Here is a 16,264-nt window from a genome sequence, read left to right as displayed (position 1 = left end):
TTTGATAAAATCTAAAAGTAAAATGTTTCTTACTGAATGTCCACGTGATGCAATGCAGGGTTGGGGAGAATTTATCCCGACCGATAAAAAAATAGATTATATCAACTCTTTGATGGATGTTGGTTTTGATGTATTGGATTGTCTGAGCTTTGTATCTCCAAAAGCGATTCCCCAAATGGCAGACTCTGCTGAGGTTGCCGAAAATATAGATAAATCTCGTTCTAACACAAAGGTTTCTGCAATCGTAGCCAATTACAGAGGTGCTGAAAAAGCATTAAAGCATCAATCTGTGGATATTATCGGATTTCCATTTTCTATTTCTGAAACTTTCCAGCACCGAAATACCAATAAAAGTCAGGATGAAGCTTTTAATGAAATCATTAAAATGCTGGAACTGGTAAAAAAAGAAGACCGACAATTAAATATTTATTTCTCAATGGCTTTCGGAAATCCTTACGGCGAAATGTGGAAATGGGAAGATGTCGATTTCTGGGCACAACGGTTTTCAGAAATTGGAGTTAAAGATATTTTATTATCTGATACTACAGGAGTTGCAACACCGGAAAAGATCTCTCTTTTATTCGAAAAAATTCCTTCAAAGTATCCTGAAATCAATTTCGGGGGACATTTTCATAACCGTTATGAAGATTCTTATTCAAAGCTAAAAGCAGCTTATGATCAAGGATGCCGAAGATTCGACAGTGCAATTAAAGGAATTGGCGGTTGCCCGATGGCAAAAGATGATTTGGTGGGAAATATGCCTACAGAACAGGTGATCAATTTTATGAGCGTAGAAAAAGCAGATCATAAACTGAATTTATTACACTTCGAAAGTTCGTATAATAAAGCGAAAGATATTTTTCATTTTTAAATAAGGTGAAAACTATTTTACCGGGGGTTGTTCAAAGTGCATAAAAGATTTAAAAATATTATGAGTGTCTTTAAAGCTAGCGTCTTTTTTTCCGAAGATAAAATTATCAACCTTCCAAATTCCGTTTTCTTTAATAAGGATACAGTCATCATTCCAAACGATGATGGGTTTAAAACGTGTGTTTTTTAATTCCAGTTTTAATCGAGCGGTGTTATTTTTAATAGTGCAGCTTAAAATCTTATATTCATTAAAACCCTCATATAAACTGCTGAATACATCTCCTTCGATAATGTCGGGTTTGTCTGTAGGAGAGTCGCTCCACTTAACATTTTCGGCAGATTGATTTTCCTTTTTTTGAGCCAGATCAATATAAAAAAGTAAATCTTTACTCAATATATTTTGCGGGATTTTCCTGTAGTTTTTATGAGCCTGATAAGATTGATTAAACTTTTTAAAGGAATTTTTCACTTCCTGCTCTTGAGGACTAATGTCTGCAGAAAAGCTAAACCAAGACAATAATAAAACCAAGAATTTCACCATAGATGTTTATATTTGACTAAATTTAAGAAAAATTTCTTTGTAAAATAAACACTTTAAATTTTAATAAAATGACTTCAAAAATAACATACATAGGCGATTTAAGATGTTCAGCAGAGCATTTACAATCCGGAACTCTTATCGAAAGTGATGCCCCAACGGATAATCACGGAAAAGGAGAAAAATTTTCTCCCACAGATTTGTGTGCAACTTCTTTAGCAGAATGTGCATTGACGACTATTGCGATTTTAGGTAAGGAAAAGAAAATTAATATTGAAGGAGCTTATTGTAATCTTCAAAAAATTATGAAAGGCGAACCAAGAAGAATTGGCGAAATTGTATGCAATTTTGTGTTTTCAAATTCATATTCAGACAAAGAAAAAGCTTTTATAGAAGAAACAGCGCATAACTGCCCGGTGGCGAAAAGCCTTCATCCGGATCTGGTGCAGACCATGATTTTCATTTATCAATAAAAAAAACCGCAGAAGCAATTCTGCGGTTTTATATTTTAATCGTAAAGTTTAAAGCATTCCTAGCTCAAACTTTGCTTCCTCGCTCATCATATCCTTGTTCCAGCTTGGTTCGAAAGTAAGCTCAAGATCCACGCTTTTTACATTTTCCACCTCTGCAACTTTATCTTTTACTTCCTGCGGGAGCGTTTCTGCAACAGGGCAGTTGGGAGTCGTTAATGTCATGATAATTTTCACATCCGCATCATCGGAAATCTGAACATCATACACCAACCCCAATTCGTAGATATCTACCGGAATTTCAGGGTCATAAACGCTTTTTAGAACTGTGATGATTTCTTCACCGATGTCGGCAATCTGATCGTCTGTAAATTTCATTTTTTAATCTAAATTGATGTACCTTTTCAACAAATCTTCCTGACGCATACGCCGGAAAACATTTGCCAAAGTTAAGACATCTTTTTCACAATAGTCGACTATTCTCTGCAAGTCTTTCTCTATGTAGTAGATTGATGAAACCATTGAGCCGTCGATATCATCTTTTGGAGTCGGAATTCCAAAAAGATGTGCCAGTAATTCCAGTGAAACAAAACTTTTATAATCTCCGAATTTCCAAAGTTCCATCGTATCGATATGTGGAATTTCCCACGGCTTTTTTCCAAACATCTGGAATGGGGTGGGAGGCATTATTCCATTAATTAAAAACCTTCTGGCAATCCACGGAAAGTCGAATTCTTTTCCATTATGGGCGCAAAGAATCACATCACGAAGTCTCGGGCTGTTGAAAATTTCACCGAATTCCAGCAACATTTTCTTTTCATCATCGTCTGCAAAACTCTTTATTTTCAGGGTGTCATTTTTTTCGATCATTCCAATCGAAATGCAGATTATTTTCCCGAATTCTGCCATAATTCCGGCTCTTTCAGGATAAAATTCTTCTGCAGAAAATTCTTCTTTTCGCTGAAATCTTGTTTTCTTGTCCCAAAGCATCTGCTCGGTTTCAGATAAGTCTTCCCATAATCCGAAACCCGGAACGGTTTCAATATCAAGAAATAAGATTCTTTCTAAAGGTAGTTTTTGTATCATTTGTTTTTATATTTTAACCGACCTGCATTCCGTTTTTTGTGGGCAATGAAGTCGTTAATAACGTTACATCTTTTGAATCTTCACCATAAACTCCTAATACAAGGCATTCGCTGAAGAAATTGGCGATTTGCTTTTTAGGAAAATTAACAACCGCTACAATCTTTTTGCCTATCAATTCTTCTTTTTGATATAATGAAGTGATCTGGGCAGACGATTTTCTGATGCCTATATTTCCAAAATCTATTTCCAATTGATATGAAGGGTTTCTTGCTTTTTCAAAATCGTTTACAGAAATAATTGTTCCTGTTCTTATATCTAATTTTTCAAAATCTGCCCATGAGATTTCAGGTTTTATTGTCATGATAGAGAATTGATTAATTGTTCTACTTCTGTTTTCTGTTCTGCATATTTTATTTGAAGATCCGAATTTTCTCCCATTCTTTTGTAATATTCCAGCGCTTTATTTCCAAAAGATTTATTATAAAAGCTTGAAAGATTAGGAATTTGAGGAAAAACTTTATGAAAAAGCATTTCATAATATGCCTGAAACTCTCTTTCGTTTTTATCTTCAATGACCTGTCCCGGAGCTTTTTGTCTTACATGAAGCATTTCATGGGCTATCACATTGAGAACAAGATTCAGATCAAAATCAAATAAATTTTTCGGAATCATCACCATTTGTGGTTTTCCCAGTTCGCCTTCTGCTGTTAAAAGCAAAGAATTTGCAGAAAGTTCGGATCTGAAACCAAACCCTGCAAAATTATCATGTTCCAGATCGAAAGAATATAATAAAAACTTTGCAGCATCTATGATCTGATCGTTTTCTTTGTATGCAGCAAGGTGCAGATTGATTTGTTCGAAATTCATCTTAAATATGTTTTCAACAAATGTATTAAAATAATGAAAATAGAAAATGCTTTTAAGTAACTGAATTTTTTTCTTTTTAAAATCAATTAGTTATGAATTTTATTTAAACTTTCTTCAAGTTTTCGTGCAAGATTTTCATAAAACCTGATTTATATAAATGAGTACTCCAATGAATTATGTGTAATCTAAATTAAAAACAATGAAGAAACTAACGGTACTTAATTTTTTAATGGCTGCAATAACTGCATTTCTTTTAACATCTTGTAACGATGACAGATATGAGCCAGTTCCGGTAAAGCTGAGTGATATGAGCGGAAATTACAAAGCAAGACTGATAACGTCACAAGGAGGGAAAATTAATGAAAAAATTATTGATTTTGTGGCAAAAGATACGATCATTACTTTTAAAGATTTTCCCATGAGAGAAATTGTAAAATCGATCATAACCGATCCAGTAAAAGCGGATACCGCATTGGCACATTTAGGAAAAATAGAATATAAACTGAATTATAAATCAAAGATCAATCTGGATCAGAATGTAATAGAACTAACTTTTGAACCGAAAATATTAGCATTTCAGATTCCTATAGAAGGAGTCGTAAAAAATGCAGTAGTAAAGTTAGCGACAAAGCAGAAAGGGTTCTTTGTGGGTTACGACTGGTCGGTACGATTTGGTCTTGAAGCAGAAAAAATAACCGTTGACGGAGTAGAGTTAAATCCGTATCAGACCATAAAATATGATATCCCAGTTAGTGTTAAATATTAAAACAATGGTTATTTGTTAATAGGTTAAGCCTCAAATTGAGGCTGCCTTTTTTGTTTAAATCAATAAATAGCAGGATGTTTCGAAGATAAATGGAAGAAACGAAGGAGCAGATTTTGGTAAACCGCCTTTTGAAAAAGGAGGAAACCGCCTGGAAAGAACTTTTTGAAGTGTATTCGGGTAGTCTTACTTATGTCTGTTCTCGATATATTATTGATAAAGAGGATGTTCATGATGTTTTGCAAAACAGTTTTATGCAGATGTTTCGATCAATCAGTTCTTTTGAATACAGGGGAAATGGCTCTTTGAAAGCATGGATCACAAGAATTGTTGTTAATGAATCTTTAAAACATATTAAACAAAATAAATCATTAATAACGGTTTCAGAAGATTTTGAAATTCCTGATGAAACAAAAGATGAAGAACCAGATTTTGAAGAAATTTCTCAGCAAACTATTATGGAAATGATCCGGGCTCTTCCTGATGGCTATCGGACGGTTTTTAATCTTTATGTTTTTGAGAGGAAAAGTCATAAAAAAATTGCGGAAATCCTGGAAATCGCAGAAAATTCTTCTGCATCACAATTTCACAGGGCAAAAGCAATGCTTGTGAAGAAAATAAAGGAATACAAAATGTCAAAAACAGCGCAATATGAATAATGAATGGTTAAATGATCTGCGCAGAAAAATGGAAGATCACACAGAAGATGTTCCCGATGGATTGTGGAAAAATATTCGGGAAGAACTCTTTGTGGAGGATGAAGAGAAAAAAGATGTTGGAATTGGATTAGCGGCCAACGATCTGAAAGCGAAGGAAAAAGTAACTTCTACAAAAGGTTACAGATCTCTGTTTTATCGCATTGCCGGAGTTGCGGCTGTTCTTGGCATATTCTTTATGGTCGGAAAAATGTTTGATTTTAATTTTGAAAATGAAGCATCAAACCTCATCAAACCTATTGATAATCATAAATACGAATCTTCAAAAACATCTTCTAATCATCAGAAATTATCGGGAAAGAAAACAGGCACAGCTCTTGAAAATTCTTCCGAACGAAGAAATAATCTAAATACAATTGGAATCAACAACTCCAACCAGATTTTTGTAGCTGAAGCTTTCGATAAAATGGTAAATAAGGTTCGAAATCAGATTGATAATCCTTTTTTAAATACATTGGATCAGAATCAAAATCAGTCTGAAAAATCAAACAATCAAAATACTATTCAAAAAGAAGAAATTACTATTACTGCATTAAAGGAATCAGAAGAAAATCAACTTTTATCAAAAGAGGAAAAAGAATGGAAAGATAAACTGGAAGAAGGAAAACTAAAAATCACTGATAAAAAATCCAAAAAAGTATGGATGGTCAGTTTGCTTACAGGAAATGCATCTGCAAACTCAACCGAACAATTTCCAGGTTATGCAACACTGAACGGAACAACATACAGTCTTCCTGAAATGTGGAACTTAGAAATGGGTGAAGATCCTTTAATGAGTATTCTTTTAGCGAATCAGGATAAAAAAGTGGATGCTAAACTGAAGCATAAAACTCCGGTCACTTTTGGTGCTTCTCTTTATTATAATCTAGGAAAGAGATGGGGAATCGGAACGGGAATTAATTATACAAAACTTTCTTCGGAACTGACTTCCGGAACCAGTTCCAATTTTGTCGGAAGTGAGCAGACCATTCATTATGTTGGAATTCCGGTTCAGGTAAATTATAATGTCATCCAAAAAGGAGCTTTCACAGGGTATATAACTGGTGGTGGAACAGTGGAGAAAGCTGTTTCGGGATATATCAAAACTCAATATATCGTCGATGGGACGGTAAAAGAAGAAACGAAAGAAAATATTATTGAAAAACGGGTTCAGGTTTCTGTAAACGGAGCCGTTGGTCTTCAATTGAAAATCATTAAAAACATCGGGATTTACGCAGAGCCGGGAATTGGCTATCACTTTAATGACAACAGTTCGTTAAATACCATTTATAAAGAAAAGCCATTGAATTTCAATTTAAAATTCGGAATCAGAGTGTCTCTTGATTAATTTTTAAAATATTAAATCACAAAATAAATTGAATATGAAAACAAAACTAATTTTTTTAAGTTTTTTACTGTTAAGTCTTTTACATATAAAAGCACAAGAATGTAATCCGGTTATTACAAGTCCAAGATTGGGAACCATGTTTCCTGATAAAGTGGTATTCTGTAATACAGAATCTGAAACGCTTTCCACAACGCAGTCTTACGCAAGTTATCAGTGGTACAAACAGCAATGGGACTGGCAGACACCGAATACAAATCCATGGGTTCCTATTTCGGGCGCAACGTCGCAAACTTTAATGATCAACGGAACGGATGATATGCTGTATTACTTCAAAGTTGAGGTTACACAAGGAGATTGCACAGCGCAAAGCGAGCCAATTATGGCAGATGGTTATGCATATGGACTTCCTTTTATGATGGCAGATTTCCAGCCGGGAACTTTCGAAGAAGTAAACGGTGAATACAATGTTTGTAACGGGGCTTCTGTGCAGCTTAATGACGGATTTCCTGCGCTTTATGGAGTTCATACTTGGTTCAGATGTGTTCCAAGCAGCAATCCGCCTTCTCCGACGGAACCTTGCATTATCAATGGCGAAACTGGTGATTCTTATACGGCAACACAGTCTGGACATTACGGATTTTATGCATGCACAGAATACTGTCCCGATCAATGTGAGATGTTGAGTGATTTTGCGTTTATTAAATTAAATTTTGGCGAGTTTAGTTTCTGTAGTAACCTTTCAACAGGAGAAACAAAAGCAAAAGACGATAATTTGAAAATATATCCAAATCCTACAGCACAGTTCCTTTATATCGGAAAAGAATCTGACAAAAAATATTCTGAAGTTTCTGTTATCGATATGTCCGGAAAGTTGATCATGCAGAAAAAAGATCATAAATTTTCTGAAGCAATTGATGTTAGTCAACTAATTCCGGGAAATTATTTCGTTGTTTCGAAAAGTGTAGAAGGAAAAGTATATAAAAATAAATTTATCAAAAAGTAGAACATTTTGAAGTCCAATAGTGGGTTTTAGTTTTTTCAATACTTATCTGCCCGGCGTAAAGTTTTCTTTGCGTCGGTTTTTTATATTGAAATTTATCTTAACGGATATTTTAAGTAAAAATTCTTCAATTTTATTTTAATCAATAAAATTTTTTTTAAAATTTCTAAAGGTAAATAAAAATTATTTTCCCATTATACTTTTTGAATGAATATCAGCTTAAAAATCAATTCATTAAAATTAATTACATTTACCACAAAACACAATAATGCTGATTAAAGTTTATGGAAGTGCAATTCATGGAGTTGCAGCACAGACAATTACAATTGAAGTCAATGTAGACACAGGTGGAGTAGGATACCATTTGGTGGGGCTTCCCGATAATGCCATTAAAGAAAGCAGTTACAGGATTTCTGCCGCGTTAAAAAACGTAGGCTATAAAATTCCGGGAAAGAAAATTACCATTAATATGGCTCCGGCGGATCTCAGAAAAGAAGGTGCTGCTTACGATCTTAGCATTGCCATCGGAATTCTTGCTGCTTCAGATCAGATTTTGGCTGAGAACGTTAAGGATTATATTATTATGGGCGAACTTTCTTTAGACGGAACATTACAGCCGATAAGAGGTGTTCTCCCAATTGCGATTCAGGCTCGTGAAGAAGGTTTTAAAGGAATTATTTTGCCAAAACAAAATACAAGAGAAGCAGCCATTGTTAATAATTTGGATGTCTACGGCGTTGAAAATATCAAAGAAGTCATTGATTTTTTTAATGAAGGAAAGCCACTTCAAAAAGTAGAAATAGATACCAGAAAAGAATTTCAGGAAAAAATTAATGAATTTCCATTTGATTTTTCTGAAGTTAAAGGTCAGGAAGCAGCAAAAAGAGCGATGGAAGTTGCTGCGGCCGGCGGACATAATATTATTCTAATCGGACCTCCCGGAAGCGGAAAAACAATGCTTGCAAAAAGAGTTCCAAGTATTTTGCCTCCTTTGACAATGAAAGAAGCTTTGGAAACCACAAAAATACATTCCGTGGCAGGCAAGATGGGAACGGAGACAAGTCTAATGACGGTACGCCCCTACAGGTCGCCACATCATACAATCTCTGACGTGGCGCTAGTTGGCGGCGGAAGTTACCCACAACCCGGCGAAATTTCTTTGGCTCATAACGGAGTTTTATTTTTGGATGAAATGCCCGAATTCAAACGAACAGTTTTGGAAGTCATGAGACAACCTTTGGAAGATCGTGAAGTTACTATTTCCAGAGCAAGATTTACGGTAAATTATCCTGCAAGTTTTATGCTGGTCGCTTCCATGAACCCAAGTCCGAGTGGATTTTTTCCCGACGATCCCAATAATACTTCTTCAAGCCACGAAATGCAGCGGTATATGAGTAAACTTTCGGGACCGCTTTTAGACCGAATTGATATTCATATTGAAGTTCAGAAAGTTGAGTTTGAGCAGTTGACAGAAAAAAGAAAGGGTGAAAAAAGTGAAGCGATTAGAAAAAGAGTTTTAATTGCCCGTGAAATTCAGCAGGAAAGATATAAAGACTTAAAAATCAGTTATAATGCTCAGATTGGTCCAAAAGAAATTGAAAAGTTCTGTGATCTTGAAGCAGCATCTTTCAACCTCATCAAAATGGCAATGGAAAAACTCAATCTTTCGGCAAGAGCATATGATCGCATTCTAAAAGTAGCCAGAACTATTGCTGATCTGGAAGAATCTGAAAATATTTTGTCACACCATGTTTCGGAAGCAATACAATATCGAAGTCTGGATCGGGAGTTTTGGAATGCTTAAAAATAAAAAAACCGCAAAAGAAACTTTCACGGTTTTAAAAATATATCAATGAAGATTATTTTCTTTTTCCTTTAGCAGATGTTGCTTTAGGCATTTTTGTTTTTGTGTCTGCAGGAGTATTTTCACCCCTTACCAACTGAAGCTCGTCGATTAATCTTCTTGCTCCGGCGTATTTATCGATTGTCCAAAGAACGAAACGAACGTCTACGTTGATGGTTTTCTGCCATTGCTGTTCGAAAACAATATCACCGCTTAATGCTTCACTGTTTCCGTCGAATGCGATACCGATAAGGTTTCCGTCTGCATCAATTACCGGAGAACCTGAGTTACCACCCGTAATGTCATTGTTTGACAAGAAGTTTACAGGCATATAACCTGCTGCATCTGCATACTGACCGAAATCTTTTAAGTTGTAAAGGTCAATTACTCTTTGTGGAAGATCAAACTCGTCGTCGTTTTTCTTATATTTTCCAACAAGACCAGCCATATCAGTATAATAGTTATCAGTAACCCCGAAGTAGTTTCTATCTTCTCTGATAGGTAATTTATCAACTGTTCCATACGTTAATCTCATGGTAGAGTTTGCATCCGGATAGAATTTTTTCTCGGGCATCGCTTTCATTAAACCAGCTAAGAACATTCTGTTGTTTTTAGCAAAGTTGTCATCTACTTTAGAGAATCTTTCTGCGCTTAATTTTTGATCTGCAACGATACCGTTTGCAATTTTCCAAAGTGGATCTGCATCTAATTTTAAAGCATCTGGATGCAACATAAAGTTGGTCGCAGAAGTTTTAGTCGCAAAAATTGATGAGTAAGCAATATTTGAAATTTGTCCTGCATCAATTCCTAAGATTGTAGCACCGGCAACATCTTTTTTTACTCTCAACTGGTATAATTTTGTCATTCCACTTAGCATTTCGCCTTCTAATTGTGTGTTGAAGTTTTCGTAAGCTGCTTTAAGCGCTGCTTCTACTTTTGTTTTCATTGCTAATCTTCCGTTCATATCCTGTGCAGCATACGCCTTCAATACAGAACCTACCTGTAATGCAAGGCTGATGTATTTAGAATTTCTTGAGAACTGAGACATATAGTTTCTTTCAACATTTCTGTCAGAAGTCTGCTGATAATAAATACGGATATCATCTAGAACACTTGAATATTCACCCAAGTTATAAGAATCTGCCCAAGTCTGGAATGTCTGTTCAAGTTTTTTCTTATCTGTAATCGTGCCATTTTTTTCAACAGCATCGATTGTTCCCTGTCTGTTTTTCCAGTAGTTTGCTACAGAAGCATATTGAGAAGCATAGTTAAGTTGAGTTCCTTTATCCTTATCCATGTATTTCTTCATAATATCCATTGCCTGTTTAGAAGCTTCTACCCAAGCCGGATAATCTTTATTAACCATCTGTTCGATTCCGAAAGAAGTCAAATAACGGTTTGTTCTTCCAGGATATCCTAAAATCATTGAGAAATCACCTGGTTTTACTCCTTTAAGAGAAACAGGTAAGAAATGTTTAGGCTTTAAAGGAATATTAGTCGGCGCAAACTCAGCAGGATTTCCTGCAGCATCAGCATATACTCTGAAAACAGTAAAGTCAGCAGTGTGTCTCGGCCATTCCCAGTTATCTGTATCACCACCAAATTTTCCTAATGATGAAGGTGGTGCACCTACCAATCTGATATCTTTATAATCCTGATAAACGAAATAGTAAAATTCGTTTCCGTTGAAGAAATCTCTTACAACAACAGTATATTTCCCGTTTTCAGAGTTTTCAGACTGAATTGCCTTAGTTTCAGCATCGATCACAGCTTTTCTCTGCTCTCCGGTCATACTGTTGTTTAATTTAGAATTGATTCTTTGTGTAGCATCATCCATTCTTACCAAAAATCTTACATAAAGATCTTTAGCGTTGAATTCGTCTTTTTGCTTCATTGCCCAGAATCCGTTCTTTAAATAATCTTTTTCAGGTGTAGAAGCAGCCGCTACCGCACCGTAACCACAGTGATGGTTTGTGAAAATAAGACCTTGGCTGGAAACAATCTCTCCTGTACAGAAACCACCGAAACTTACGATAGCATCTTTTAAGCTTGAGTTGTTTACAGAATAAATTTCTTCAGGCGTAAGATGCAAACCTTCTTTTTGCATATCTACACCATTAAGTCTTTTTACGAGCATTAATAGCCACATTCCCTCGTCTGCCCTCATTTGAGCAAAACTTAAAAGGAAAGTGAATAGTAGTAATATTCTTTTCATTTTATAAAATAATTTTTGTGTCGCTAATTTACTAATTTTTTTACTGTTTCATGTCCGTGATGGTATGAAAATGGATTGGAGAGCATTATGAACAAGATTATACTTACAGTTTTCACTGTTTTATGTTTGGGATTTATGCTGAACTGCTCTTCCGTTCCTGCGAAAAATTATCGTCTTCAAAGGGAATGGCTGATGGTCTCTTTTAAAAATTATGGCAAACCAAATTTAATTAAAAATAATGCTAAAATTGATTTGACCTCAACCATTGAGCACGGAATAATTAAAGGAACAGGTTTTATGGGATGCAACAAAATATTTTTCAGGTCACAGTTTAAAGCAAGTGGTAAAATGAAAATATTAGAAATCAGGAGTACTGAAAAGATGTGTCCGGATAGTAAACTGGAAAATGATTTTTCCGGAATTTTTAAGAATATGACGAAATATACAATTGAAGGTCATTTTCTGACATTGACCGATAATAAAGGAACTTCTATGAAGTTTATCGCTGCCGATTGGGATTAAATATAATCACAATACTTAACTTATTTAGAATATGATAAATATACTTTTTTATGATATGAAAAATTCGTTTTGTTTTTATTCCCGAAAAATGGTAACTTGTAAATCTCACAAACTATAGATAGAATTTAATGCTAGACAAGAAAGAACATAATTACGAGAAAGCTGTTTTGGTGGGTGTTATTACACAAAATCAGGATGAGGAAAAGCTAACCGAATATATGGACGAGTTGGAGTTTTTGGCTTTTACTGCCGGAGCTACCGTAGACAGACGTTTTACTCAAAAATTAACACAGCCAGACTCCAAAACCTTTATAGGAAGCGGAAAGGCACAGGAAATAAAAGAATACGTAAAAGAAAATGAAATAGGAACCATCATTTTTGATGATGAATTATCGCCTTCCCAGCTCAAAAATTTAGAACGTGAAATTGAGGTAAAAATCCTCGACAGAACCAATCTTATTCTTGATATTTTTGCACAAAGAGCACAAACTTCTTACGCAAGAACTCAGGTAGAGTTGGCACAATATCAATATCTTTTACCACGACTGACAAGAATGTGGACCCACCTTGAGCGTCAAAAAGGGGGAATCGGGATGAGAGGTCCTGGTGAAACGGAAATCGAAACTGATAGACGTATCATCCGTGACAGAATCTCTTTGCTGAAAGATAAACTGAAGATTATCGACAAGCAGATGGCGACTCAGCGAAATAATCGTGGAAAGGTTGTGCGTGCTGCGTTGGTAGGATACACTAACGTTGGAAAATCGACACTGATGAACGCTTTGTCAAAATCTGAAGTTTTTGCTGAAAATAAACTGTTTGCAACACTTGATACGACAGTTAGAAAAGTCGTGATTGGAAATTTGCCATTTTTGTTGACGGATACGGTAGGTTTCATCAGAAAATTGCCTACCCAGTTGGTAGAGTCATTTAAATCTACCTTGGATGAGGTTCGTGAAGCGGATCTTTTGATTCACGTTGTCGATATTTCTCATGAAAGTTTTGAAGATCATATCGATTCTGTGAACCAGGTTTTGATGGAAATCAATTCGCATCAGAAACCGATGATTATGGTTTTTAATAAAATTGATGATTTCAGCTACGAGAAAAAAGATGAGGATGATTTAACTCCATCCACGAATAAAAATATCTCTCTGGAAGAATGGACGAAAACATGGATGGCAAAATCTAAATATCCTACGGTTTTCATTTCAGCTTTAACGAAAGAAAACTTCCCGGAAATGAAAAAAATGATCTACGATGAGGTCATGAAAATTCATATTTCGAGATTCCCATACAACGATTTCCTTTTCGAATATTTCGAAAACGACGAGGAAGAAAGCGACAAGTAATGCAACGTCTCTTTTTCCTTTTATTACTTCTACTATCAATTTTTGGCTTTGCTCAGAAGTCAAAAATTGATTTTAAAGCAATAGAGAAAGATCTTAAAAACAGCAAATCTGAATATAATTACGACAAACTGATTTTTAAATATAAAGGATATCCGAAATCTCTGGACAGCATTGAGGCACAGTATCTTTACTACGGAAGAAATTTCAGGAAAGATCTCGTTTCTACAACGGATGAAGATTTTAAAAATCTTGCAGAAGCTTTCAAAAACAGCAATTTTGAAGATTGTATTAAACAGGGAAAAATCTTGTACGCTACAGACCCTACAAATCTTGATATTCTATTGATTTTATTAAAAGCTTACGATTTTCAAAAAGACGGAAATAATTTCATACATCATCTGAATCAGTTTCGTACAATTACAGAAGCTATCAGAAATTCGGGGGACGGAAAAACGGAAAAGACTGCTTATCTGGTGAATACCGTGGGGGATGAATATATTTTACTCAATATTTTAAATCTCGGGAAAGAGTATACAAGAGGTTCAAAATCTGCCAAAGACGGCATTTTGGATGTGTGGGAAAAAGACAGTGACAGAGTTTATATCAAAGTACTTTATATCGATTATTAAATAAATTAAAAAAAAACCTCTTAGTGGAGTTATATTATTCATTTTCAGCTTTAATAGTTTTAGCATCAATATTTTCATATCTTAATTACAGGTTTCTGAAACTTCCCAGCACCATCGGGATTATGTTAATTGCCATTGTGGTGTCTATAATTTTGGTTTTATTCGGAGAAACATTTTTACCAAGAACTTTCGGCCACCTTCATAATCTGATGAGCAATATCGATTTTACTGAGGTTTTAATGGGAGCCATGTTAAATTTCCTTCTTTTTGCAGGAGGTATTCATATCAATATCGACGATCTTAAAGAGCAGTTCCGGCCGGTGCTTATATTTTCTACCGTAGGTGTTGTGATTTCCACTTTCGTTGTCGGATTTGGAATGTTTTACCTATTACCGTTTTTAGGAATTCATTTGCCTTTTATCTACTGTCTTCTTTTCGGGGCATTGATTTCTCCAACAGATCCTGTGGCGGTTTTGAGTATCTTAAAACAGGCAAACGTATCAAAAAGTTTAGAAACAAAAGTTGCGGGAGAATCATTGTTTAATGACGGTATGGCGGTTGTGGTTTTCACGGTTGTACTTCAGTTGGCGCTTGGTGATAAAGTCGAACTTGGACTTGAAAATATTGGACTCTTATTATTAAAAGAAGCCGGAGGTGGTCTTTTCCTAGGAGTAGTTTTAGGTTGGGTAACCTCCAGATTAATGCGTGAAGTGGATGATTATATCATTTCTGTTTTGGTAACACTATCGGTTGTCATGGGTGGTTATCTGATTGCACGACAAATGCACATTTCGGGGCCGCTAACGATGGTTGCAGCTGGATTATTTATGGGTAATTTTAATGTTAAATTTAAAATGAAATCCATCACTCAGGATTATCTCATCAAATTTTGGGAATTAATTGATGAGATTCTGAATGCTGTTTTATTCCTTTTCATCGGTTTTGAATTATTGATGATCAAAGATTTAAGTCATTTTATTATTTCGGGATTGGTTGCAATTGTGATTGTTTTATTGGCAAGAGTAATTTCAATATGGGGACCGACCAAGTTTATGAAAAGAACCTTTAGCCGACAAACTGTAAAAGTGTTGATTTGGGGTGGAATCCGGGGCGGGGTTTCTATTGCGTTGGCAATGTCTATTCCTAAAAATGAATACAGCGAAATTATTTTAAGTATTACTTATTGTGTAGTCGTTTTTTCTATTATTGTTCAGGGTCTTACCATTGCAAAAGTTGCCAATCCTAATAAGATTGCAAAAGAAGAAGAGGAGCTGGAAACAGTTGCTTTACATGAAGAGAAATAATCGTTTTCAAATCAGAAAGTTTTCAGAAGATGAACGATGTGATTAAAGAAATTCAGCAGGCTTTAGCCGTTTTATCAATTCCTGAAAAAGCTGCATTTTTTCCGAAATTCTTCAAAACAGGAAAAGGAGAATATGGCGAAGGCGATTTGTTTCTCGGCGTGACAGTTCCGGATCAGCGATCTGTGGCTAAAGAATATTATGCTAAAATATCTTTGGATAAATTGAGTGAGCTGCTTTCTTCAAAATACCACCAACATCGGTTAACAGCTTTATTGATATTGATTTTAAAATTTGAGAAAACAAAAGATAAAATTATAAAAGAAGAAATTGTTGAATTCTATTTAAATCATTTAAAATACATCAACAATTGGGATTTGGTAGATTCAAGTTGTTACAAGATATTAGGTCGTTATGCCTTTGAAAATCATAAAGAAGACTTACTAAGAAAACTTTCTGATTCCGATGAAATGTGGCACAAAAGAATCGCCGTTGTCGGAACAATGTATTACGTGAAAAAAGGGTCATTTGATTTAACTAAAGAATTTGTTACCCAAAATCTGTATCATCCTCACGATCTTATGCACAAAGCAAACGGTTGGGTGCTTCGTGAAATGGGAAATAAAAATGAAACCGAACTTATTAATTATCTCAATCAATATTACAAGAAAATGCCAAGAACTTGTTTGCGATATTCTATTGAAAAATTAGATGAAGAACTGCGACAGAATTACTTAAAAGGCAGAATTTAGAAATAGAATCGTA

Annotated in this window: 18 protein-coding genes; 12 read left to right on the top strand and 6 right to left on the bottom strand. The window is 35.1% G+C overall.

The genetic code is table 11. The annotated features are described in order from the left end of the window. Positions 1 to 22: 22 nt before the first annotated feature. On the top strand, positions 23 to 871 hold the full coding sequence (locus ASG22_RS13675; RefSeq protein WP_055985589.1) for a hydroxymethylglutaryl-CoA lyase: 849 nt from the start codon (positions 23 to 25) through the stop codon (positions 869 to 871). Between the two features lie 12 nt (positions 872 to 883). Here ASG22_RS13675 and ASG22_RS13670 read toward each other — a convergent pair whose 3' ends face one another. Further along, positions 884 to 1,411 carry a hypothetical protein gene (locus tag ASG22_RS13670; RefSeq protein ID WP_055985586.1) on the bottom strand — a complete coding sequence of 176 codons (528 nt, stop codon included), beginning with the start codon at positions 1,409 to 1,411 and terminating at the stop codon, positions 884 to 886. Between the two features lie 68 nt (positions 1,412 to 1,479). Here ASG22_RS13670 and ASG22_RS13665 point away from each other — a divergent pair, with 68 nt between their 5' ends. Beyond that, positions 1,480 to 1,881, top strand: coding sequence for an OsmC family protein (locus ASG22_RS13665; RefSeq protein ID WP_055985581.1), 402 nt, complete (start codon positions 1,480 to 1,482; stop codon positions 1,879 to 1,881). A 48-nt stretch (positions 1,882 to 1,929) separates the two neighbouring features. On the opposite strand, the gene ASG22_RS13660 is transcribed toward ASG22_RS13665, so the two are convergent. Genes ASG22_RS13660 through ASG22_RS13645 form a run of 4 tightly spaced genes read right to left on the bottom strand, consistent with a single transcriptional unit; the run spans position 1,930 to position 3,831 of the window. Next, entirely contained in the window at positions 1,930 to 2,256 is a 327-nt protein-coding gene (locus tag ASG22_RS13660; RefSeq protein WP_047398853.1) for an SUF system Fe-S cluster assembly protein, read from the bottom strand. A 3-nt stretch (positions 2,257 to 2,259) separates the two neighbouring features. Further along, on the bottom strand, positions 2,260 to 2,964 hold the full coding sequence (locus ASG22_RS13655) for a 3'-5' exonuclease (protein WP_055985579.1): 705 nt from the start codon (positions 2,962 to 2,964) through the stop codon (positions 2,260 to 2,262). Between the two features lie 13 nt (positions 2,965 to 2,977). Beyond that, complete coding sequence (locus ASG22_RS13650) at positions 2,978 to 3,325, bottom strand: tRNA-binding protein (protein WP_055985576.1); 348 nt, start codon at positions 3,323 to 3,325, stop codon at positions 2,978 to 2,980. Beyond that, the gene (locus ASG22_RS13645; RefSeq protein ID WP_055985573.1) at positions 3,322 to 3,831 is read right to left on the bottom strand and encodes a hypothetical protein; all 510 of its coding nucleotides are present in this window, start codon (positions 3,829 to 3,831) and stop codon (positions 3,322 to 3,324) included. Before ASG22_RS13645 ends, ASG22_RS13650 begins: the two co-directional genes overlap by 4 nt. Positions 3,832 to 4,030: 199 nt before the next feature. Here ASG22_RS13645 and ASG22_RS13640 point away from each other — a divergent pair, with 199 nt between their 5' ends. From ASG22_RS13640 to ASG22_RS13620, 5 genes are all read left to right on the top strand, one after another. After that, positions 4,031 to 4,597 carry a DUF4840 domain-containing protein gene (locus tag ASG22_RS13640; RefSeq protein WP_055985570.1) on the top strand — a complete coding sequence of 189 codons (567 nt, stop codon included), beginning with the start codon at positions 4,031 to 4,033 and terminating at the stop codon, positions 4,595 to 4,597. An 89-nt stretch (positions 4,598 to 4,686) separates the two neighbouring features. Continuing rightward, positions 4,687 to 5,253: an RNA polymerase sigma factor gene (locus ASG22_RS13635; RefSeq protein WP_055985567.1), complete on the top strand. Its 567-nt coding sequence runs from the start codon at positions 4,687 to 4,689 to the stop codon at positions 5,251 to 5,253. Next, on the top strand, positions 5,246 to 6,637 hold the full coding sequence (locus tag ASG22_RS13630; protein ID WP_055985564.1) for an outer membrane beta-barrel protein: 1,392 nt from the start codon (positions 5,246 to 5,248) through the stop codon (positions 6,635 to 6,637). The genes ASG22_RS13635 and ASG22_RS13630 overlap by 8 nt, the downstream gene beginning before the upstream one ends. Before the next feature lie 34 nt (positions 6,638 to 6,671). Further along, positions 6,672 to 7,640, top strand: coding sequence for a T9SS type A sorting domain-containing protein (locus ASG22_RS13625; protein WP_055985562.1), 969 nt, complete (start codon positions 6,672 to 6,674; stop codon positions 7,638 to 7,640). 265 nt (positions 7,641 to 7,905) lie between these two features. Beyond that, positions 7,906 to 9,441, top strand: coding sequence for a YifB family Mg chelatase-like AAA ATPase (locus ASG22_RS13620; protein WP_055985561.1), 1,536 nt, complete (start codon positions 7,906 to 7,908; stop codon positions 9,439 to 9,441). 55 nt (positions 9,442 to 9,496) lie between these two features. On the opposite strand, the gene ASG22_RS13615 is transcribed toward ASG22_RS13620, so the two are convergent. Next, positions 9,497 to 11,695, bottom strand: a complete 2,199-nt coding sequence (locus ASG22_RS13615; protein WP_055985559.1) for a S46 family peptidase — start codon at positions 11,693 to 11,695, stop codon at positions 9,497 to 9,499. Positions 11,696 to 11,782: 87 nt separating this feature from the next. On the opposite strand from ASG22_RS13615, the gene ASG22_RS13610 reads away from it, so the two are divergent. The 5 genes from ASG22_RS13610 (at position 11,783) to ASG22_RS13590 (ending at position 16,251) form a co-directional block, all read left to right on the top strand. After that, positions 11,783 to 12,217 carry an META domain-containing protein gene (locus ASG22_RS13610; protein ID WP_055985556.1) on the top strand — a complete coding sequence of 145 codons (435 nt, stop codon included), beginning with the start codon at positions 11,783 to 11,785 and terminating at the stop codon, positions 12,215 to 12,217. A gap of 128 nt (positions 12,218 to 12,345) precedes the next feature. Then, the gene (gene hflX / locus ASG22_RS13605) at positions 12,346 to 13,569 is read left to right on the top strand and encodes a GTPase HflX (RefSeq protein ID WP_055985552.1); all 1,224 of its coding nucleotides are present in this window, start codon (positions 12,346 to 12,348) and stop codon (positions 13,567 to 13,569) included. Continuing rightward, on the top strand, positions 13,569 to 14,198 hold the full coding sequence (locus ASG22_RS13600; RefSeq protein WP_055985549.1) for a DUF4919 domain-containing protein: 630 nt from the start codon (positions 13,569 to 13,571) through the stop codon (positions 14,196 to 14,198). The genes hflX and ASG22_RS13600 overlap by 1 nt, the downstream gene beginning before the upstream one ends. A gap of 23 nt (positions 14,199 to 14,221) precedes the next feature. Next, a complete protein-coding gene (locus ASG22_RS13595) occupies positions 14,222 to 15,502 on the top strand; it encodes a cation:proton antiporter (RefSeq protein ID WP_055985546.1) in 1,281 nt (426 codons plus the stop codon). Positions 15,503 to 15,531: 29 nt separating this feature from the next. Continuing rightward, the gene (locus tag ASG22_RS13590) at positions 15,532 to 16,251 is read left to right on the top strand and encodes a DNA alkylation repair protein (protein WP_055985542.1); all 720 of its coding nucleotides are present in this window, start codon (positions 15,532 to 15,534) and stop codon (positions 16,249 to 16,251) included. Positions 16,252 to 16,264: the final 13 nt, after the last annotated feature.

It is taken from the genome of Chryseobacterium sp. Leaf405 (assembly GCF_001425355.1).
Classification (GTDB): Bacteria; Bacteroidota; Bacteroidia; order Flavobacteriales; family Weeksellaceae; genus Chryseobacterium.
The sequence above is the reverse complement of the archived record's forward strand: the minus strand, read 5'-3'. Positions and strand labels throughout refer to the sequence as shown.

Excerpts from the sequence above, each read along its gene's own strand:
- ASG22_RS13675 (WP_055985589.1), top strand. The coding sequence starts at position 23 with ATGTTTCTTACTGAATGTCCACGTGATGCAATGCAGGGTTGGGGAGAA.
- ASG22_RS13670 (WP_055985586.1), bottom strand. The coding sequence starts at position 1,411 with ATGGTGAAATTCTTGGTTTTATTATTGTCTTGGTTTAGCTTTTCTGCA.
- ASG22_RS13665 (WP_055985581.1), top strand. The coding sequence starts at position 1,480 with ATGACTTCAAAAATAACATACATAGGCGATTTAAGATGTTCAGCAGAG.
- ASG22_RS13660 (WP_047398853.1), bottom strand. The coding sequence starts at position 2,256 with ATGAAATTTACAGACGATCAGATTGCCGACATCGGTGAAGAAATCATC.
- ASG22_RS13655 (WP_055985579.1), bottom strand. The coding sequence starts at position 2,964 with ATGATACAAAAACTACCTTTAGAAAGAATCTTATTTCTTGATATTGAA.
- ASG22_RS13650 (WP_055985576.1), bottom strand. The coding sequence starts at position 3,325 with ATGACAATAAAACCTGAAATCTCATGGGCAGATTTTGAAAAATTAGAT.
- ASG22_RS13645 (WP_055985573.1), bottom strand. The coding sequence starts at position 3,831 with ATGAATTTCGAACAAATCAATCTGCACCTTGCTGCATACAAAGAAAAC.
- ASG22_RS13640 (WP_055985570.1), top strand. The coding sequence starts at position 4,031 with ATGAAGAAACTAACGGTACTTAATTTTTTAATGGCTGCAATAACTGCA.
- ASG22_RS13635 (WP_055985567.1), top strand. The coding sequence starts at position 4,687 with ATGGAAGAAACGAAGGAGCAGATTTTGGTAAACCGCCTTTTGAAAAAG.
- ASG22_RS13630 (WP_055985564.1), top strand. The coding sequence starts at position 5,246 with ATGAATAATGAATGGTTAAATGATCTGCGCAGAAAAATGGAAGATCAC.
- ASG22_RS13625 (WP_055985562.1), top strand. The coding sequence starts at position 6,672 with ATGAAAACAAAACTAATTTTTTTAAGTTTTTTACTGTTAAGTCTTTTA.
- ASG22_RS13620 (WP_055985561.1), top strand. The coding sequence starts at position 7,906 with ATGCTGATTAAAGTTTATGGAAGTGCAATTCATGGAGTTGCAGCACAG.
- ASG22_RS13615 (WP_055985559.1), bottom strand. The coding sequence starts at position 11,695 with ATGAAAAGAATATTACTACTATTCACTTTCCTTTTAAGTTTTGCTCAA.
- ASG22_RS13610 (WP_055985556.1), top strand. The coding sequence starts at position 11,783 with ATGAACAAGATTATACTTACAGTTTTCACTGTTTTATGTTTGGGATTT.
- hflX (WP_055985552.1), top strand. The coding sequence starts at position 12,346 with ATGCTAGACAAGAAAGAACATAATTACGAGAAAGCTGTTTTGGTGGGT.
- ASG22_RS13600 (WP_055985549.1), top strand. The coding sequence starts at position 13,569 with ATGCAACGTCTCTTTTTCCTTTTATTACTTCTACTATCAATTTTTGGC.
- ASG22_RS13590 (WP_055985542.1), top strand. The coding sequence starts at position 15,532 with ATGAACGATGTGATTAAAGAAATTCAGCAGGCTTTAGCCGTTTTATCA.